Source organism: Citricoccus alkalitolerans (assembly GCF_039528175.1).
GTDB classification, from domain to species: domain Bacteria; phylum Actinomycetota; class Actinomycetes; order Actinomycetales; family Micrococcaceae; genus Citricoccus; species Citricoccus alkalitolerans.
Genome location: NZ_BAAALH010000002.1, coordinates 94,985 through 113,291 on the forward strand (window position 1 = coordinate 94,985; position 18,307 = coordinate 113,291).

Below are 18,307 nucleotides of genomic sequence, written 5' to 3' on the forward strand. Positions count from 1 at the left end.
ATGAGACCTGCCCCAGCAAATCATCGCGGCCGAGACCTCGCCAGCGGATTTCCCCGCGACTACCTTGGGCCTCCCGAGGGATGCGCCGGACCGTAGCCGTGAAGAGGGCGGCGCGGTGCGCAAAGACCCTCACCTTCAGGAAAAGAGCAGGCCATGAAGCCTCAGCAACCAGTGACCGATGACAGTGTGAGAGTACGCCAGCTGAGCCACTACCAGTTCACCTGGGTGGCCGCTGAACCCGGCCAGCCGGGTACCTGGACCCTCCAGTTGGTGCTCGACCAGGGGGCGTGGGAGGAGATCCTCACCCTCGACGCCGACGACGCGGATGTCCTGCAGGACATCCTGACGACATCCGAAACCGTCTATTACGACATCGACCGCCGTACCCTCATGTTCGGCACCACCGCGGCCGGGAAGGGCTGACCTGCCCGAAGCCGACCGGTAACCACCACAGGGCCTCGACGTGGCGACACACGATGTCGAGGCCCTGTGGTGCACGGGCATCGGTGAGCCGGAATCGGCGCGCTGACGCGTCCGGCCCCGGGAGTAGCATGGCCGCGATGGCCCGAGACTCCCGCACCGACGCCGCGGACCCCGCCGCGGACGAGGTGCTTGCCCGCTTCACCCCTGCCACCCGCGAGTGGTTCGAGGGGGCCTTCGCCGCGCCGACCACCGCCCAGCTCGGGGCCTGGGATGCCATCTCCTCCGGTCAGCACGCCCTCGTCGTCGCGCCCACCGGCTCGGGTAAGACGCTCTCCGCGTTCCTCTGGGCCCTCGACGGGTTCCTCCGCGCCCCCGCGGCGGGCGCGGCGCCTGCAGCGGGTGACCGGCCGGCGTCGGGACGGGGCGCGGCCGCTCAGAACACCGAGAAGAAGACCAAGAATCAGACCCGCGTCCTCTACATCTCCCCGCTCAAAGCCCTCGGCGTGGATGTCGAGCGCAACCTGCGGGCCCCGCTCATCGGCATCACGCAGACGGCCAAGCGCCTCGGCGAGGCCGCACCGGAGGTCCGCGTGGGCGTGCGGTCCGGGGACACCCCCGCCCGCGAGCGCCGGCAGCTGGCCAGCCATCCCCCGGACATCCTGATCACCACCCCGGAGTCGCTCTACCTCATGCTGACCTCTCAGGCGCGGTCCACCCTGGCCGGGGTTCAGACGGTGATCGTGGACGAGGTGCATGCCGTGGCCGGGACCAAGCGGGGCGCCCACCTCGCGGTCTCCCTCGAACGACTCGACGCTCTGCTGGCGCAGCCCGCCCAGCGGATCGGGCTTTCGGCCACGGTGGAGCCGAAGGAGGAGGTCGCTCGCTTCCTCGGCGGCGTCCAGCCGGTGCGCGTCGTGGCCCCGGCCTCCACCAAGTCCTGGGACGTGCACGTCACCGTCCCGGTGCCGGACATGACCGAGCTGCCCTCGGCTCCCTCCGCGCACGATCTGGGACCGGGGTCCGGACTGCAGGCGAACGCCTCGATCTGGCCGCACGTGGAGGAGCGGATCGTCGACCTGGTGGAGGCGAACCGCTCCACCATCGTCTTCGCCAACTCCCGCCGGCTCGCCGAGCGGCTCACCGGCCGCCTCAACGAGATCTGGGAGGAACGTCAGTCCACGGAGCCGGCCCCGGAGACGCCCGACGCCGGCCGGCCCGGTTCCCCGGCCCAGGCGATGGGCGGTGCGGGTCAGTCCGCCGGCCATGCCTCCCAGGGAACCGGCACCGAGTTTGCCCGCGCTCACCACGGTTCAGTGTCCAAGGAGCAGCGCGCCCTCATCGAGGATGCGCTGAAGTCCGGTCAGCTGCGCTGCGTGGTCGCCACCAGTTCGCTGGAGCTCGGCATCGACATGGGCGCGGTGGACCTGGTCATCCAGGTCGAGTCGCCGCCGTCGGTGGCCTCCGGGCTGCAGCGCGTGGGCCGCGCCGGCCACCAGGTCGGCGAGACGTCCTCCGGCTGGTTCTTCCCCAAGCACCGCGGGGACCTGGTGGACACCACCGTGGTGGTCGAGCGCATGCTCGCCGGCCGGATCGAGTCGATGTCCATTCCGGCCAATCCGCTGGACATCCTCGCCCAGCAGACCGTGGCCGCCTGTGCCTTGGACGAGCTCGATGTCGAGGCCTGGTTTGACCTGCTCCGTCGCTCCGCGCCCTTCGCGACCCTGCCGCATTCCGCGTTCGAGTCGGTGCTCGACCTGCTCTCCGGCCGCTACCCCTCCGACGAGTTCGCCGAGCTGCGCCCGCGGGTGGTCTGGGACCGGGAGGCCGGCACCCTGTCCGGCCGCAACGGCTCGCAGTGGCTGGCGGTCACCTCAGGCGGGACCATCCCGGACCGCGGCCTCTTCGGCGTCTTCCTCGCCGGCACTGAGGACCAGAAAGCGGGCGACGCCGTCACCGCTGGCGGCGCGAAGGCCTCGGCCGGCACTGCCCGCACGGGCGGACGCCGGGTGGGCGAGCTCGACGAGGAGATGGTCTACGAGTCCCGGGTGGGAGACGTGATCGTCCTCGGCGCCACGAGCTGGCAGATCCAGGACATCACCCATGACCGGGTCCTCGTGATCCCCGCCTTCGGGCAGCCGGGACGCCTTCCCTTCTGGCGGGGCGATGCCGAGGGCCGTCCCGCCGAGCTCGGTGAGGCGGTCGGGGCCTTCCGCCGCGAGATCGGGGCCGGGAAGCCGATGTCCGAGCGGCTCGCAGCGGCCGGACTGGACGAGTGGGCCCAGGACAACCTGACCGCCTATCTGACCGAACAGCGCGAGGCCACCGGACAGCTGCCCACGGAGAAGACTCTCGTGGTGGAGCGGTTCCACGACGAGCTCGGGGACTGGCGCGTGGTGCTGCACTCCCCCTTCGGGATGCCGGTGCACGCGCCGTGGGCGCTGGCCGTCGGCGCCCGGCTGCAGGCCCGGTACGGGATGGACGGCTCGGCGATGGCCGCCGACGACGGCATCGTGCTGCGGGTGCCGATGATGGAGGACGAGCCCCCCGGAGCGGACCTGTTCCTCTTCACGGCGGAGGAACTCGAGGAACTCGTCACCGCGGAGGTGGGCGGTTCGGCGCTGTTCGCCGCCCGGTTCCGGGAGAACGCCGCCCGGGCGCTGCTCCTCCCCCGCCGGGATCCCGGCAAACGCACCCCCCTGTGGCAGCAGCGCCAACGATCGGCACAGCTCCTGGAGGTCGCGCGGAAGTACCCGCAGTTTCCGATCATCCTCGAGACCGTCCGCGAATGCCTGCAGGACATCTACGACCTCCCGGCCCTCAAGGACCTCGCCACCCGGATCGAGACGAAGTCGCTGCGGCTGGTGGAGACCACCACCCAGACCCCCTCGCCCTTCGCCCAGTCGCTGCTGTTCGGCTACGTGGCCCAGTTCATCTACGAGGGCGACTCCCCCCTGGCCGAGCGCCGGGCCGCCGCCCTCTCCCTAGACCCCGGCCTGCTCAATGAGTTGCTGGGACGGGCCGAACTCCGGGACCTGCTGGACCCGGACGTCATGGCCACGGTGGAGGCGGACCTGCAACGGCTCTCCCCGGACCGCCGGGTCAAGGGCGCCGAGGGACTCGCGGACCTCCTCCGTCTGCTCGGCCCCCTGACCGCCGAGGGCGCCGCCGCCCGTTTGCACCCCGCAGAGACCAACGTTGAAGAGACCAGGGACGAGGGGACCGACGCGGCGATCGGCTTGCTGGATCAGCTCGTCACCGCGAACCGGGCCCTGAAGGTCAGGATCAACGGCGAGACCCGGTATGCCGCCGTGGAGGACGCGGCCCGGTTGCGCGACGCCCTCGGCGTGGCCCTGCCCCTAGGCCTTCCCCTGGCCTTCATCGAGCCCGTCGAGGATCCGCTCGGCGACCTCGTCTCCCGCTACGCGCGTACCCACGGGCCCTTCACCGCCGCCGAGGCAGGGGGGACGCTGGGGCTGGGCGCCGCCGTCGTGCTCCAGGTCCTGCAGCGCCTCGCCGCCGAACATCGCGTGACCGAGGGGCAATTCCGCCCGGCGGCCGGCCACGGCGCTGACGGGGACGGTTCCCGGCCCACCGGCCCGCACGAGACCGAATGGTGCGAGGTCGAGGTGCTGCGGCGCATCCGGCGGCGGTCCCTGGCGGCGCTGCGGGCGGAAGTGGAACCGGTCGAACAGGCCGCCTATGCCCGGTTCCTCGCCGACTGGCAGCACCTGTCCCCGCACCGTGGCGGCGGGTCACCGGCCACGCTGTCCGGGATCGACGGGGTGGTCGCCGTGCTCGACCAGCTCTCCGGCGTCCCCGTGCCCGCCAGCGGGTGGGAGAGCCACGTCCTGCCCTCCCGCGTCCGCGACTACACACCGGCCCTCCTGGACGAATTGCTGGCCAGTGGTGAGTTCCTCTGGTCCGGCACGGCCGCCGCCAGTGGCAACGACGGCTGGCTCGCCTTCCACAGCGCCGAGTCCGCGGACCTGTCCCTGGTCCGGGCCGAGGGTCTCGAGCTCGATCCCGTGCACCGGGCCCTGCTGGACGTGCTCGACGGCGGCGGGGCCTGGTTCTTCGGCCAGCTCGCCGAGCGGGCGCGCACCGTCCTCGCTGCGGCAGCGGCCACGCCCGACGCGCCCGATGCGCCGACGCCGCGGGTCTCCTCCGGTGACCTCCTCCGCGCCCTCTGGGACCTGGTCTGGGCCGGACTCGTGGGCAACGACACCTTCGCCCCGATCCGCGGGCTACTGGGGCAGGGCCGCACCGCGCACAAGTCCAGGTCGCGGTCGCCCCGGGCCCGGCCGGCGCGGCCCGGCCGCAGCGCGAGGCTGTCCCGGTTGACACGACTCCAGGAGGCCTCCGGCAGCCTCGGCGCCGACGCGGGACGGACCGACGCCCTGGCGCGCCCGGCCGGCGGCCTGCCCGCTGACCTCGGGCCGATGGAGATGGCCCGGGCCGCTGGCCGCTGGTCTCTGCTGCCGGAGCCCTTGACCGATCCGACCCTCCGGGCGCACGCCACCGCCGAGTATCTGCTGGACCGCTATGGCGTCATCACCCGCGGTTCCGTGATGGCGGAGGACGTCCCCGGCGGCTTCGCCACGCAATACCGGCTGCTGACCCGCATGGAGGAGGCCGGTCAGGTCCGCCGCGGCTACTACGTGGAGCACCTGGGCGCGGCCCAGTTCTCCACGGGGGCCACCGTGGACCGGCTGCGCGGATTCGCCCAGCAGGATGTGCCGGCCCCCCAGCACGCCGGGGCACCGTCCCTCTGGCAGGGTGACCGCGCGGAGTCCGCGCCGCCGGCCATCGCGCTGGCGGCCACCGACCCCGCCAACCCCTACGGCGCCGCCCTGCCCTGGCCGGAGGTGCCCGCCGGCCCGGACGGGGTGCGGCCGACGGGGCAACGTCCCGGGCGGAAGGCGGGCGCCGTCGTCGTCCTCGTGGCCGGCGAGCTGGCCCTGTACGTGGAACGGGGCGGGCGCACCCTGCTGCTGTTCTCCGACGAGCCCTCGGCGCTCGGCGCGATGGCCACCGCGCTGGCGTGGGCCCTGCGGACGGCGCGGGTGGAGAAGATGTCGCTGGAGAAGGTCAACGGCCTGCCCCTCACCGGCACCCCGCTGGCCACGGCGCTGGCCGAGGCGGGGTTCTACTCCGCACCGTCGGGGCTTAGGTTTAGGTCATGAGCGAGACACCTCAGACCGGATCCCCCGCCACCCCGACCACCCCGGCGGCCACCACCTTCCTGATGTTCGAAGGCCAGGGCGGTCAGGCCATGACCTTCTACGTGGAGACCCTGGCCCCCTACCTCTCCGGGACCGCGGTGACCCGGCTGGAGCGCCGGACGGCCGAGTCCCCGGAGGCTGCCGGCAACCCGGATCTGGTCGGCACCGTGGCTGCCGGCGAGTTCACGGTGGCCGGCACGCCGTTCCGGGTCTTCGACTCTCCCCCGGGACATCAATTCGGCTTCACACCGTCGATCAGCATCTTCCTGGATCTGCCCGCCGGTGGGCCGGACCCCCAGGCCGAACTCGACGCGGTCGATGCCCTGGCCGGTGAGCTCTCCTCGGAGGGCGGCCACGCCCTGATGCCGGCCGACGGCTACGGCTTCTCCCGCCGCTTCGCCTGGGTCGCCGACCGCTGGGGTGTCACCTGGCAGCTCAACTGCGCCTGATCCATGCCCGAAGGTGATTCCCTGGTCCGGCTCGCCGACCGGCTGCGGCCGGTGCTGGCAGGCCAGGAACTGCTCCGCACCGACTTCCGCGTCCCCCGCCTGGCCACCGCGGACCTCAGCGGGCGGACAGTGCGGTCGGTCCGCCCCCGCGCCAAGTACCTGCTGCTCGAGGTCGGTGCTGCCGAGGGGCTGACCGTGCTCTCCCACCTCAAGATGGAGGGCCGCTGGGAGACGTACTCCCGGGTGGACAGCAACGGATCCCCGATCACGCCGCGCTGGCGCCACCCCGGCTGGCAGGCCCGGTGCGTGCTGGAGACGGTTCGTCACCAGGTGGTCGGATTCCAGCTGGGCCTGCTCGAGGTCCTGCCGACCGCTGAGGTCCCGGACCGGCTGGGCTTCCTCGGTCCCGACTTGTTGGACCCGGAGTGGGCGGATCCGGACCGCGCCGGCGAGCTGAGGGCCGAGGCGGTTCGGCGACTGCTCGTGGACCCGGAGCGGCCCATCGGACTGGCTCTGCTGGACCAACGGCTGGTCTCCGGCGTCGGCAACATCTACCGCTGCGAGGCCCTCCTGCTGGCCGGACTGGATCCGCACCGGCCGGTCTCCTCCGTCCCCGACCTGCCGGGCCTGGTGGACCTGATCCGGGGCCTGATGCGTGCCAACACGGTGCCGGCCCCGCCCGGCCGTCCGGCACCACGGCGCACCACCACGAGCGTGATGCCCGACGACCGTGTCCCCTACGGCGTGCGCGTCACCCTCCCCAGCCCCCGGCCCGAACGGCGGAACACACCGCCGTATTGGGTCTACGGCCGCCAACGCGAGGGCTGCCTGCGCTGTGGCGGGCCGGTCACGGTCGGGTCTCTCGGAGACGAGACCGTGGAACGTACCCTGTACTGGTGCAGGCAGTGCCAGCGGTGACCGTTGCGGGCCGTGGCACGTCCGATCCGCAAGGAGGCTGAGATGGCCGATCCCTTTCCGCAGGACCGCGCCCATTCCACCGTGGCCCTCGTCCTGGCCGGAGGCCAGGGCAGCCGGCTGTCCCCACTGACTGATGCCCGGTCCAAACCGGCCGTCCCGGTGGCCGGCCAGTACCGGCTCATCGACGTGGTCCTGTCCAACCTGGCCAACTCGGGTCTGAGGGATGTGTGGATCGTGGAGCAGTACCGGCCCTTCACCCTCAACCAGCACCTCGCCGGTGGCCGGCCCTGGGACCTGGACGGCACCCGTCACGGCCTGCGTCTGCTGCCCCCGGCCGAGGGACGCACCGAGGAGGGCTTCGCCGCCGGCAACGGGCACGCCCTGCACCAGCAGGTGCCGCTGCTGGAGTCCTTCGGCGCGGACACCGTGGTGGTGGTCAGCGCCGACCACCTGTACCAGTTCGACCTGCGGCCCGCGCTGGAGCAGCACCGCGCCCGGAACTCCGAGCTGACCGTGGTGACCACGCAGACGGACGAGGACCCCTCCCGCTTCGGGGTGGTGCAGGTGGACGCGGACCACACGGTCACCCGCTACGACCACAAGCCCGAGGATCCGGACGGCAACCTGGTGGCCACGGAGATCTTCATCTACGACGTCGCCGCCCTCGGGGAGGTGACCCGCCGGCTCACGGCGGAGCGGGGGGATGCGGACGGGGACTCCCTGGGCGACTACGGGGAGTCGATCGTTCCGCACTTCGTGGAGCACCGGAGCACCCACGCCTACCGGCTGGACGGGTACTGGCGGGATGTCGGCACCGTGGAGGCCTACTTCGCGGCGCACATGGAACTGCTGGACGGCACCGGCCTGGACCTGGACCGGCCCGGCTGGCCCCTGATCACCAATCCGAAGCATGCCCCTCCGGCCTGGATCGACACTCGGGCCACGGTGTCCGCCTCCTTCGTGGCGGCCGGCTGCCGGATCAGGGGCGAGATCGAGCACAGCATCGTCGGTCCCGGCGTGGTGGTGGAGGCCGGCGCCCGGGTGTCCCGGTCGGTCCTGCTCGGGGACTGCGTGGTCCCCGCGGGAGCCGAGTTGGAGTCGGTCGTCGCGGACGTCGGCGCGGAGATCCTCGGCGGACGCTCCGGCCGGACAAAACCCGGCCCCGGCAACATCACCGTCCTCGTGCCGGCCGACCGCGGGCCCGCCAGCGCGGACGAGACCACCGGGGCCTGAGCTTCCGCCCGAGCCGCCGTCCATCCGCGGCTCCGCGGTCTGGAAGACTGGGGCCGTGTCCCAGCAACCGCCCCTGCCCGTCCGTGACGGCGTGAACGCCACCCGCCTCACCGTCCCGGCCAGCGGTTGGGACACCATCCTGGACTACGTGCTCCACCGGTGGGGCCATGTGGACCCGGTGGGGATCGTCGAACGCTTCCGCACCGGCGAGGTCCGCGCCGCCGACGGCACCACGGTCACCGAGCACACTCCCCTGGGCGCCCACGACTTCGTCTGGTACTACCGCAGTGTTCCGCAGGAGGCGCCCATCCCCTTCCCCATCACGGTGCTCCATCAGGACGAACACGTGCTGGTGGCGGACAAGCCGCATTTCCTGCCCACCACGCCGGGTGGACGCTTCGTCCAGGAATCGGCTCTGGTGAGGTTGCGCAACCAGCTCGGGCTGGACCACCTGGTGCCCATGCACCGCCTCGACCGGGCGACGGCGGGCGTGGTGATGTTCTCCACCAACCCGGACACGCGGGGCGCCTACCAGGTGCTCTTCGAACGGCGCCAGATCTGGAAGGTCTACGAGGCCGTCTCGTCCCTTCCCGACGGCGGCGCGGCAGGCCGGTTCCCGCTGACCTACCGCAACCGGATGGACAAGGTGAAGGGTGTGCTCACCGCCCGCACGCTGGACTACGGCTCCCGGGAGTCGGGCCGCTGCCTGGGCCAGGCCACCCGACCGGGCCGGAAGACGAACCGGCCGACCGTGGGGGCCAATGCTCAGACCCGGATCGAGTTCATCCGAGCGGGAATCTCTGCGGGCGCCTGGGCGGGCGCCGGCGTCGCTCATCTCCGTCTGCACCCGCGCACCGGCCGCACCCATCAGCTGCGCGTGCACCTGGCCGCCCTCGGGCTGGGCATCCTCAACGATCCCTTCTATCCGGTCCTGCTCGACGCCGCCCCGGACGACTATGACCGGCCGCTGCAGCTGCTGGCCCAGACGATCGGATTCACGGATCCACTGACCGGTGCCCCACGGCAGTTCAGCTCCCGGCTGGCGCTGGCCGAACGTCCGGAGCCGGGTGCGTGACTGACATGCAGCCGGGCCTGGACACTGCCTGGGTCGAGTCGCTGGGCGGGTGGTTCCACCTGCTGACCGCAGTCCTGGTGGCCATCGATGCGCCGGTGCCTCCCGTGCCGAGCGAGCTGTTCGTCATCGGCTCGGGGGCCATGTCCCAGTTGGGCAGCGTGGCGCTGGTCCCCTCCGTTCTGGCGGCGTGGCTGGGGTGCTGGGCGGGGGACATCGGTCTGTACGCCCTGTTCCGGTTTCAGCTGACCGGGCTGCTCGACCGAGCCTCGTGGGGCCAGCGCATCCACCGCGGCATCTTGAGACTGCTGGAGAAGGCCGGTCCGGCACCGGGGTATGCCTCCCTGTTCGTGTTGCGCTTCGTGTCGGGTGGCCGGACGGCATCCATGGCCGCCTCCGGGATCGCCGGCATCCCCTGGGGTCCGTTCCTCGCCCTGTCAGGCGTCGGTTCTGCCGCCTGGTCCGTCTACATGGTGGGGCTCGGCTGGTTCACCGGCAGCGCGACAGGCCTGCCGTTCTGGGCCAGCGCCGTGGTGGGCATGGGATTGGGTACCCTTGCAGGGTTGATCATTGCGGGGATCGTCGCCATCCGGCGGCGCTCGGGGAGAGGTGATGGGTGAACGCTGAGTCGTCGTCCTCTGCTGCGCTGGAACGCATGAAGGCCGCGGCGGAGAAGTCGTCCGGTCCGGCCACCGGAGCGGGTGACGGATCACGCCCCGATCGCGTCCCCGACAGTGCCGGAAGTGCCGGAAGTGCCACGGAATCCTCTCGGCAGCCCGCCGCGGACCAGCCGCGCCTGCGGCACGCCAACACCCACGAGACCCAGGGCCCCCTCGAATCCTTCAACGACTGGCTCGACTCCCTCGGCGAGCCCGACTGGGACAAGGTCTCCCAGTCCATCTACGAGTCTCCGACCACCATGAAGGCCGCCTACGAACGGCAGAAGGCCCACCGTGAAACGGAACGTCAGCGCCGCGCCGAGGAGAAGGCCGAGGCGGAGCGGAAGGCCGCCGCCGAACGCGCCGAGGCCGAACGGCAGGCGGAGCTCGAGCGCCGGCGCGCCGCCGAGCAGGCGGAGGCGGACCGGATCGAGGCCGAACGGCTCGCCGCCGAGGAGGCCGAACTCGAGGCCCGACGCCAAGCCGAAGAGGAGGCCCGCCTCGAGCGGGAACGGATGCTGGAACTCCAGCGCGCCGAGGAAGAGGCCCTGCGGCGGGAGATGGAACGCCAGGAACACGAGGAATGGCTGGCCCGCCAGCGCGAACGTGAGACCTGGGCCCTGCAGGTCGCGGCCCGCGAGTCCGATGGGACCGACTGGGTTCCCCCGGCGGAGCGGCGCGCCATGCTCGAGGAGCGCGGCGAGAACCTGACCGATGCCCAGCTGCTGGAACGGGCCCGGGCCTCCTTGCCGGAATGGCGTCACCGTGACCGGATCGTGGAGAAGGCCCAGGCCATCGAAGCCTCCACGGTCCGCCGGACCCGGCCGGCGGCCACCGCCGCCGGGCCAGAGCCGGCGCCGCGCGGCTACATCCCGCCCTACAACCTGCCCTCCCGGGAACCGGACCCGGCACCGACCCCTCTGGACCTGCTCCGCCGGGTCACCGTGACCGTGGCCTACCTGGTGTTCGTGCTCGGCGGCGTCTACGGCCTCGGCTTCCTGGGCGAGGACGACACCGGGCCCTGGCTGCACGACCTGCATCAAGGACGGTTCGCCGGCAGCTTCTCCATGCTGTCCATGGCCTTCTGGCACCAGGTCATCTGGCCGGTGCTGTGGGTGGCCCTGGGCATCTACACGGTGCACCAGTGGTTGCCGAGCCAGGCCTCCGCGGACCGGCAACGCGCCACGGGCTGGCGGGTGGCAGCGGCCCTGGTGGCCACAGTGGCCTGGTTCGTCCTCGCCCGAACCGGGGTCATGCTCGGCGTCGAGCTGGTCGTCTGGCTGGCCCTGGGCTATCTCCTGGTGGACAGCGTCCACCAGCTGAACCTCTACACCGCCAGAAACCGCGTGGAGCGGGCCATCACGGACGGCATGATCGGGCTGTTCACAGGATGGGCCCTGATCTTCGCCGCCACGAACGCGTCCATCTGGCTGCAGGCCCTCGGCATCAATCTGCTCTGGATCCCCGGACCGGTCTGGGCCGTACTCACCCTGGTGGTGGTGGTCTGGGGCACGGCCATGATGTCCATGACCGAGCGCGGCCGCATCAGCATCGCCCTCGGCCTCTCCTGGGGCCTCGCCGCGATCCTGGTGCCCCGACTCGTGGGGTCCATGACCTCCGTCTGGGTCGCCATCGTGGCCGCCATGGGTCTCTTCATGGTGCTGTTGGCCACCGAGAACCGTCGCTATCGGATCAACCACGCCGAGCACCGGGCCGCCCTGGGCCACGAGGTCGACGAGTTCTAGTCGACCGGCGCCCACCGGCCGCGATCCCGGCGGAGCACGTCCAGTCGACCGGTCGTGGCCACGTCCCGGACACCTTCGCGCATCCGGCCGGCCGCGGCCAGGGCGGCGCTGTTCTCCGAGTCCCAGGTGGAGTCGGGAACCGTGAACCGCAGGACGATGCGCGGCATGCGTGCCACGACCTCCAGGTCCTTGGCCTCCACGTTGTGGGTCGCGGCCAGGGCCGTCTCGGCCCGGTCCATCACCTCTTCGGGGGCGTGGCCGGGCAGCAGGTCACCGATTTGGAGTCGGGCGCGGAAGGACGGCATGGGGACAGTCTAGGAATACTCCGGAACCACCTCGTGGTTGTGCCTGACATGAGTCTTCTCTTCGATCCCATCACTGTGTCCGGCCTCACCCTGCGCAACCGGCTGATCCTGCCGCCCATGTGCCAGTACAGCGTCACCGCCAAGGACGGCGTCCCCGGGCCCTGGCATCTGGCGCACCTGGGTGCCCGCGCCTCCGGTGGCTTCGGAATGGTGGTGGCCGAGGCCTCCTCGGTGGTCCCCGAGGGGCGAATCTCGGATCAGGACACCGGCCTGTGGAACGACGCCCAGCGGGATGCCTGGGCCCCGATCGTCGACTTCATCCGTTCCCAGGGTGCCGTCCCGGCCATCCAGCTGGCCCACGCGGGCTCCAAGGCCTCCACCTGGCCCGCTCACCCCGGCTACCCGGATGAAGCCATTCCGCTGGACGAGGGCGGCTGGGAGACCGTCTCCCCCTCCGGAGTCCCGGCCGTCTCCGCCGTCGGCCCCACCAGGGAGTTGAGCGGTGCCGAGATCGAGCAGGTCATCGAGGCCTTCGCCGCGTCCGCCCGACGCGCTGACGAGGCCGGGTTCGACGCCGTGCAGATCCACGGCGCCCATGGCTACCTCATCCACCAGTTCCTGTCCCCTGTCACCAACCGCCGGACCGATGAGTGGGGCGGCTCCTACGAGAACCGCACCCGCCTGGCCCGGCGGATCGTCGAGGAGGTCCGCGGGGTGTGGCCGGCGGAGAAGATCCTCGGCATCCGGCTCTCCGGTTCCGACTGGCTCGAGGACAGCTGGGGCGAGCAGGACACCGTCCGCCTCGTCCGCGAGCTCACAGGCCTGGGCCTGGACTGGGTGGATGTCTCCTCCGGCGGCATCGGGGACGTCTACCAGGGCCCCAAGGGTCCTGCCTACCAGGTACCGCTGGCCGACGCCGTCCGCGCCGGCACTGCGGACCTCGCCCTGGGCGCGGGGCAGGGCATGCCGGTGTCCGACGACGGTGCCTCCCGCCGTCTGTTCGTCTCAGCCGTCGGGGCGATCACCGATCCCGAGCTTGCCGAGTCCGTGCTCGCCGAAGGCCGGGCGGATGCCGTGGACATCGGCCGGGCCGCCCTGGTCCACCCCAATTGGCCCGTGGAGGCCGCCCAGTCGCTCGGTGACGAACGGTGGCGGCAGCTGCTGGCCCCTGCCTATCACCGCGGTTCCTGGGGCCGGCTGTCCACCCCAGTGCGCCAGCGGGAAGCCGCTGGCGTGGCGGGCTGACCCGTCTCCCCGTCTGTCCCCTCCACGGACCGTCGGCGTGACCGGTGCACCGGACTCGGGTAGAACTGAGGTCATGAGCGTTCGCACCCCCGACCCGAATCCCGGGTGGCTGTCAGAAGAGGAACTGTACGAGGCCCGCCGCCGCCTGCCCATGGTCTACGTGGAGGCCCTGCCGGTCCGCCTGGACCCCCTCGGATACGTGTCGGAGATCGGGCTGCTGTACCTGGCCGACGGTGACGGCCATCTTCGCCGCACCCTGGTCTCCGGCCGGGTGCAGTACCGGGAGACCGTGCGTGCCGCCCTCATGCGCCATCTGGAGAAGGATCTCGGCCCGCTCGCCCTTCCCCAGCTGCCGCCGTCTATCACCCCGTTCACGGTGGCCGAGTACCTCCCGAGCCCTTCTGAGACCGGGTTGACGGACGACCGCCAGCATGCCGTGGCCCTGGCGTACCTGGTCCCCGTGACGGGCGAGTGCCAGCCTCGCGGCGATGCCCTCGAGCTGTCCTGGCTGACACCGGAGGAGGCGGTCAGTGAGGCGATCCAGTCAGAGTTCATCGGTGGGCGCGGGAACCTGGTGCGTCAGGCGCTCGCCCACGTGGGCTGGGGGCGCTGAGCCATGACAGCCCCGAACCCCCAGAACTCCGCAAGGCACGACGCCGCAGGAGACTACCTGCGCTCCGTCAAGGCCCAGCAAGTCGGGCCCGGCGACCGGTTCCTGACCCGGCAGGGTGAGCCGTCGACCCCCGTGGCCCAGATCCGCACCGCCCGTGACGATTTCGGCACCCCGGCCCTCGTGGTCGCCACCCTGTCCGACGGCCGCGAGGTGCGGATCGCCTACGGCTCCACGATCCGCGTGCGCACGCACCGGCCGACACCGGCCCTGGACGTCAGCACGGACCTCTCCCCCGCGGAGGAGGGCAGCCCGGAGGCCACGGTCGTGGAGGTCGCCCAGCTGCACCCGGACAACCAGCACGTGCTGGCCGTGGCCTCGAAACTGTCCCGGGGCATCAACCTGCGCTCGGGTGCCCAGCTCGAGGACATCGACACGTTGGCCCGGCACCTGTTCATCGACCTGGATGACTCCGACGGCGCCCTGCGGCTGACGACCCTGCTGACCCAATTGCCCTATGACGGGGCGATGGGGCGCTGGAAGTCCATCGAGTCTTCCCTGGCCCTGGCCGCCAACATCCACTTCCACCGCGGTGAGGTGGCGGAGGGCCGGGCGGCCGGAGCGCGCCTGGCCGAGCCGGACCAGGATGAAGAGGATCCCATCCGCGCCCAGCGGGCCGCCGAGATCCGTCAGCGGCAGATGAACGAGCCGAACCTCTACGACCGGGAGGTGCTGCGCGCCGAGGCGAACGGCGATCCGATCGGCGAACGCGAGTGGCGCGAGTCCCGGCTGGCCACGCTGATGTACCTGCGGGCCCGCGGCGGCTCGGAGACGTTCACGGAAGAGGAGCTGGACCGGCGCGTGCGCCGCGAGGTTGCGGCGTTGCGCGCCCTGGCGAACCGGATCGCCGAGACTGCCCCGGAGGACTGACGCCTCAGCCGATCCGGGACGGGTGTTCGGAGTGGAGCACCCACTTTCGCCAGGCCCAGGGCGTCAGGACGCAGGCCATGCCCACGAGGGCGCCGATCACCGTCTCGACGAAGCGGTCGTAGATCAACCCAGTGGTGTCCACGGCGGTGGTGGAGGCGCTCATGGCCAGGACGGTGGAGAGCAGGGCCAGCGGAGTGACGGCGATCTGCGCCAGGATGTACTGACGGGCGATGTAGAGCTCGGCGGCGCACTGCAGCAGGGCGATGATCAACACGATGGCCCACAGTGGCGGGTGGATCCACAGCACCCCGGCGAGGACCAGCAGGCCCAGGAACGTGCCCAGGATGCGCTGCAGGCCGCGGTTCACGCGGTATCGCGTGGAGTGGCCGACGAGTGGGACCACGGCGGCGACCATGGCCCAGTAGTTGTGCTCGATCCCCAGCACCGGACCCAGAGCCGTCGCCAGCGAACCGGCCACCCCGGCGGCCACCACGTACCAGGCCGCCTCGGACCAGACTAGGCGGTGCCGACCGGTCGTCGGTTCACCAGCGGGCCGTTCGATGCGGTGCCGGTTCCGGGGCAGCACCCGGGAGGAGATGCCGACCAGCAACGCGAACGCGATAGTCAGCACCGCGGTCAGCATCGCCTCGCCCAGGGGCGGCTGGAACGGCACGGAGGACACCGCCGCGAAGGCGAAGATGTGGAACAGGGATCCGGATGGGCGCAGGTTCCAGTAGGCGGCCGCGACGGCGCAGGCCCCGGCCACGAGGGTGGTCAGCCCCACGAGGGCCCAGGGCTGTTCGGAACCGGAGAAACCGTTGCGTCCGGCCAGGGTGGCCAGCAGCAGCACCACGGCCATGAGGGAACCCGCCCGGGCCTGCATCTGCAGCCGGGCCCCGTGTGCCAGGTTCCGGCCGTAGATCCCGGTGAAGGCGCCGAAGGAGGCGAAGACCGCCAGGTCGATCCGGTCGATCAGCAGCAGGGTCAGCAGTGGGACGAGCACGGTGATGCCGCAGCGAACGGCGACCTCGTGGTCCCGGTGGGCGGGTGCCATGGTGAAGAACGAGGGAATGGGGTTGATATCCGCGAGCCGGGGCCTCGCTCGGCCCCTGGCCTCGTCCGTGCTGTCTTCCACCGTTCGCCTCATTCTCCTGTGGTCATGCTTCCCTCCCCCGATACATACCATTGATGGCAGACCCCCGAGAGAAGGAACCCCGCCCACCGTGACCCATCAGACGTCCCCCCGTAACCCAGCGCACGCACCGGGGACCAACGCCGCGTCCGACGCCGGCCCCGCACCCGCCGCAGCCACGCCGCGGGACTTCTCCTTCGCCATCGGCTCCCGCCTGACCGGGCCGGACGGGCAGCCGCGCCCGGGCCGCACCGGGACCATCACCACCCCGCACGGGACCATCCAGACCCCGGCGTTCATCCCGGTCGCCACGCAGGCCGCCGTGAAGGCAGTGCTGCCCGAGGCCATGGCCGAGCTCGGTGCGCAGGCCCTGCTGGCCAACGCTTACCACCTGTACCTGCAGCCGGGAGCGGACCTGCTGGACGAGGCCGGCGGCCTGGGACAGTTCATGAACTGGCACGGGCCCACGTTCACTGATTCCGGCGGTTTCCAGGTGATGAGCCTGGGCTCGGGGTTCAAGAAGGTCATCGACATGGCCGGTCCGAAGGCCCCCTCCGGCCAGGGCGCGGACGACGCCGTGGCACCCGGCAAGGAGCGACTGGCCAACGTGGACGAGGACGGGGTCTGGTTCAAGTCCCACCTCAATGGGGACCAGCACCGGTTCACCCCGGAGGTCTCCGTGGGCATCCAGCACCAGCTCGGTGCGGACATCATGTTCGCCTTCGACGAGCTCACCACCCTGCACAACTCCCGCGGCTATCAGGAGGAGGCCCTCGAGCGGACCCGCCGCTGGGCCCAGCGCTGCCTCGACGAGCACGCCCGGCTCACCGGTGAGCGCGCGGCCAAGCCCTACCAGGCCCTGTTCGGCGTCATCCAGGGGGCGCAGTACGAGGACCTGCGGCGCCAGGCCTGCGGTGACCTGGCCGCCATGCGCACGATGTTCTCCTCCCTCGAGCACGGTTTCGACGGATACGGGATCGGCGGGGCGCTGGAGAAGGCGAACCTGGGAACGATCGTCGGCTGGTGCGCCGAGGAGCTGCCGGAGGACAAGCCACGGCACCTGCTGGGCATCTCCGAACCGGATGACCTGTTCACCGCCGTGGAGAACGGAGCGGACACCTTCGACTGCGTCTCACCCACCCGCGTAGCCCGCACCGGTGCCTTCTACACCGCCGACGGCCGCTTCAACCTGCCCGGGGCCAAGTACAAGCGCGACTTCTCCCCACTGGAGGAGGGCTGCGACTGCTACACCTGCGCCCACTACACACGGGCCTACATCCACCACCTCATCAAGGCCAAGGAGATGGTGGCGCACACGCTGATCTCCGTTCACAACGAGCGCTTCACCGTGCGCCTGGTGGACCGGATCCGCGTCTCCATCCAGGACGGCACGTTTTGGGACCTGAGGGATGAGGTGCTGGGCCGTTACTACGCGCCCAAGGCCTGACCCGCCGTCACGCCAGGAGCGCGTCGAGGACGGCGGCCCAGCCGCGCTGTACAGCCCGGGCCGTTTCGGCAGCCTCCGGGTCCGCATCAGCCGGGACGTGCAGGTAGCCCCGCACCACGGACATCCGGGTCTGGCCGTACTGCATGGTGCCGAACTCGTAGACGCCCGGTGTGGCACCGTCGGTCACGCGCAGCACCACCGAGTCCTGCTGGGTCGGTTCCCCACCGTCCGGGCCTCCGGTCACCTCGATCACCGTGCCGGTCACCGCGAGGTGCCGCCCACCAGACTCGGCCCGCGCGGTGGCCTGCTGACCGACGACGGCCCCGTCCAGTCCCAGCAGCACTGTCAGCCGATGCCCCTCCGGGACCTCGCGCATCACCAGGGCCTGGGCGGTGTCCCGCCCGGCGAAATGGGTGTGGAACTCGGCGAGCAGCCGCAGCGCAGACCGCCAGCCGGGCAGCGTGCCCTCGATGTCCTCGCCCCAGGTGTCCCCCTCGGTGGCCACGCCGCTGGTGAGCCGGACGAGGGTGGCCGGCGGGCCGTCGTCGGGAACGGGTTCCACGGTGATCTCGGTGTTCCAGTCCGGGACCGGGGTGCCCTCGCCCATCCAGTCCGGTTCCACGTACGCATAGCGGTGGGGCGGATCCCAGGCGGTGATGGTGCCCACCGAGTCGCCGAAGTCGCCATGGTGGGTCACCAGGACGCCGCCGACGCGGGGCTCCAGCTCGGCCTCGACGAACCAGCGACGGTAGCCGGGGCCGGTGGCGACCGAATCCCACACCTCCTCGGCGGTTCCGGGGACGGCCACCTCCACGATGGTCCGGCAGCCCGGACCGTCGCGCTCGAACCAGGCAGTGGGTTCGCCGGTGACGGCTGGATGGCCCTGTGTTTCGCTCATCTCCCCAGCCTGCCATCCG

At 71.4% G+C, this 18,307-nt stretch carries 15 protein-coding genes; 12 read left to right on the forward strand and 3 right to left on the reverse strand.

Going from position 1 to position 18,307, the window contains the following annotated elements; genetic code table 11:
* The first annotated feature begins 153 nt into the window (after window positions 1-153).
* The 8 genes from ABD134_RS06370 (at window position 154) to ABD134_RS06405 (ending at window position 11,721) form a co-directional block, all read left to right on the forward strand.
* A complete protein-coding gene (locus ABD134_RS06370) occupies window positions 154-423 on the forward strand; it encodes a hypothetical protein (protein ID WP_344227870.1) in 270 nt (89 codons plus the stop codon).
* Window positions 424-560: 137 nt separating this feature from the next.
* Complete coding sequence (locus tag ABD134_RS06375) at window positions 561-5,606, forward strand: ATP-dependent helicase (protein WP_344227871.1); 5,046 nt, start codon at window positions 561-563, stop codon at window positions 5,604-5,606.
* On the forward strand, window positions 5,603-6,094 hold the full coding sequence (locus ABD134_RS06380) for a VOC family protein (protein ID WP_344227873.1): 492 nt from the start codon (window positions 5,603-5,605) through the stop codon (window positions 6,092-6,094). Before ABD134_RS06375 ends, ABD134_RS06380 begins: the two co-directional genes overlap by 4 nt.
* 3 nt (window positions 6,095-6,097) lie before the next feature.
* The gene (locus tag ABD134_RS06385) at window positions 6,098-7,012 is read left to right on the forward strand and encodes a DNA-formamidopyrimidine glycosylase family protein (RefSeq protein ID WP_344227875.1); all 915 of its coding nucleotides are present in this window, start codon (window positions 6,098-6,100) and stop codon (window positions 7,010-7,012) included.
* Window positions 7,013-7,054: 42 nt separating this feature from the next.
* The gene (locus ABD134_RS06390) at window positions 7,055-8,245 is read left to right on the forward strand and encodes a glucose-1-phosphate adenylyltransferase family protein (protein ID WP_344227877.1); all 1,191 of its coding nucleotides are present in this window, start codon (window positions 7,055-7,057) and stop codon (window positions 8,243-8,245) included.
* 55 nt (window positions 8,246-8,300) lie between these two features.
* Window positions 8,301-9,320: a pseudouridine synthase gene (locus ABD134_RS06395; protein ID WP_344227879.1), complete on the forward strand. Its 1,020-nt coding sequence runs from the start codon at window positions 8,301-8,303 to the stop codon at window positions 9,318-9,320.
* Between the two features lie 5 nt (window positions 9,321-9,325).
* Window positions 9,326-9,937, forward strand: a complete 612-nt coding sequence (locus tag ABD134_RS06400; protein WP_344230757.1) for a DedA family protein — start codon at window positions 9,326-9,328, stop codon at window positions 9,935-9,937.
* Window positions 9,934-11,721, forward strand: a complete 1,788-nt coding sequence (locus ABD134_RS06405; RefSeq protein ID WP_344227881.1) for a hypothetical protein — start codon at window positions 9,934-9,936, stop codon at window positions 11,719-11,721. Before ABD134_RS06400 ends, ABD134_RS06405 begins: the two co-directional genes overlap by 4 nt.
* Here the strand turns inward: ABD134_RS06405 and ABD134_RS06410 are convergent.
* Window positions 11,718-12,026: a hypothetical protein gene (locus ABD134_RS06410; protein ID WP_344227882.1), complete on the reverse strand. Its 309-nt coding sequence runs from the start codon at window positions 12,024-12,026 to the stop codon at window positions 11,718-11,720. The genes ABD134_RS06405 and ABD134_RS06410 overlap by 4 nt on opposite strands.
* A gap of 48 nt (window positions 12,027-12,074) precedes the next feature.
* Here ABD134_RS06410 and ABD134_RS06415 point away from each other — a divergent pair, with 48 nt between their 5' ends.
* The 3 genes from ABD134_RS06415 to ABD134_RS06425 all read left to right on the forward strand — a co-directional run bounded on the left by ABD134_RS06415 (window position 12,075) and on the right by ABD134_RS06425 (window position 14,811).
* On the forward strand, window positions 12,075-13,271 hold the full coding sequence (locus tag ABD134_RS06415; RefSeq protein WP_344227883.1) for an NADH:flavin oxidoreductase/NADH oxidase: 1,197 nt from the start codon (window positions 12,075-12,077) through the stop codon (window positions 13,269-13,271).
* A gap of 73 nt (window positions 13,272-13,344) precedes the next feature.
* Window positions 13,345-13,884: an NUDIX hydrolase family protein gene (locus ABD134_RS06420; protein ID WP_344227885.1), complete on the forward strand. Its 540-nt coding sequence runs from the start codon at window positions 13,345-13,347 to the stop codon at window positions 13,882-13,884.
* A 3-nt stretch (window positions 13,885-13,887) separates the two neighbouring features.
* Window positions 13,888-14,811: a DUF6707 family protein gene (locus ABD134_RS06425; RefSeq protein ID WP_344227887.1), complete on the forward strand. Its 924-nt coding sequence runs from the start codon at window positions 13,888-13,890 to the stop codon at window positions 14,809-14,811.
* A gap of 4 nt (window positions 14,812-14,815) precedes the next feature.
* Here ABD134_RS06425 and ABD134_RS06430 read toward each other — a convergent pair whose 3' ends face one another.
* The gene (locus ABD134_RS06430; RefSeq protein WP_344227889.1) at window positions 14,816-15,946 is read right to left on the reverse strand and encodes an FUSC family protein; all 1,131 of its coding nucleotides are present in this window, start codon (window positions 15,944-15,946) and stop codon (window positions 14,816-14,818) included.
* A gap of 88 nt (window positions 15,947-16,034) precedes the next feature.
* Between ABD134_RS06430 and tgt the strand changes: the two genes are divergently transcribed.
* Window positions 16,035-17,390: a tRNA guanosine(34) transglycosylase Tgt gene (gene tgt, locus ABD134_RS06435; RefSeq protein WP_378108274.1), complete on the forward strand. Its 1,356-nt coding sequence runs from the start codon at window positions 16,035-16,037 to the stop codon at window positions 17,388-17,390.
* Between the two features lie 7 nt (window positions 17,391-17,397).
* Here the strand turns inward: tgt and ABD134_RS06440 are convergent, their stop codons facing one another.
* Window positions 17,398-18,288 carry an SRPBCC family protein gene (locus ABD134_RS06440; protein WP_344227891.1) on the reverse strand — a complete coding sequence of 297 codons (891 nt, stop codon included), beginning with the start codon at window positions 18,286-18,288 and terminating at the stop codon, window positions 17,398-17,400.
* Between the last annotated feature and the right edge of the window lie 19 nt (window positions 18,289-18,307).

Bases quoted from the DNA above. Each gene is read 5' to 3' on its own strand.
- ABD134_RS06380 (WP_344227873.1), top strand. From the start codon at position 5,603: ATGAGCGAGACACCTCAGACCGGATCCCCCGCCACCCCGACCACCCCG.
- ABD134_RS06440 (WP_344227891.1), bottom strand. From the start codon at position 18,288: ATGAGCGAAACACAGGGCCATCCAGCCGTCACCGGCGAACCCACTGCC.
- ABD134_RS06415 (WP_344227883.1), top strand. From the start codon at position 12,075: ATGAGTCTTCTCTTCGATCCCATCACTGTGTCCGGCCTCACCCTGCGC.
- ABD134_RS06370 (WP_344227870.1), top strand. From the start codon at position 154: ATGAAGCCTCAGCAACCAGTGACCGATGACAGTGTGAGAGTACGCCAG.
- ABD134_RS06420 (WP_344227885.1), top strand. From the start codon at position 13,345: ATGAGCGTTCGCACCCCCGACCCGAATCCCGGGTGGCTGTCAGAAGAG.
- ABD134_RS06410 (WP_344227882.1), bottom strand. From the start codon at position 12,026: ATGCCGTCCTTCCGCGCCCGACTCCAAATCGGTGACCTGCTGCCCGGC.
- ABD134_RS06375 (WP_344227871.1), top strand. From the start codon at position 561: ATGGCCCGAGACTCCCGCACCGACGCCGCGGACCCCGCCGCGGACGAG.
- ABD134_RS06390 (WP_344227877.1), top strand. From the start codon at position 7,055: ATGGCCGATCCCTTTCCGCAGGACCGCGCCCATTCCACCGTGGCCCTC.
- ABD134_RS06385 (WP_344227875.1), top strand. From the start codon at position 6,098: ATGCCCGAAGGTGATTCCCTGGTCCGGCTCGCCGACCGGCTGCGGCCG.
- ABD134_RS06425 (WP_344227887.1), top strand. From the start codon at position 13,888: ATGACAGCCCCGAACCCCCAGAACTCCGCAAGGCACGACGCCGCAGGA.
- ABD134_RS06400 (WP_344230757.1), top strand. From the start codon at position 9,326: ATGCAGCCGGGCCTGGACACTGCCTGGGTCGAGTCGCTGGGCGGGTGG.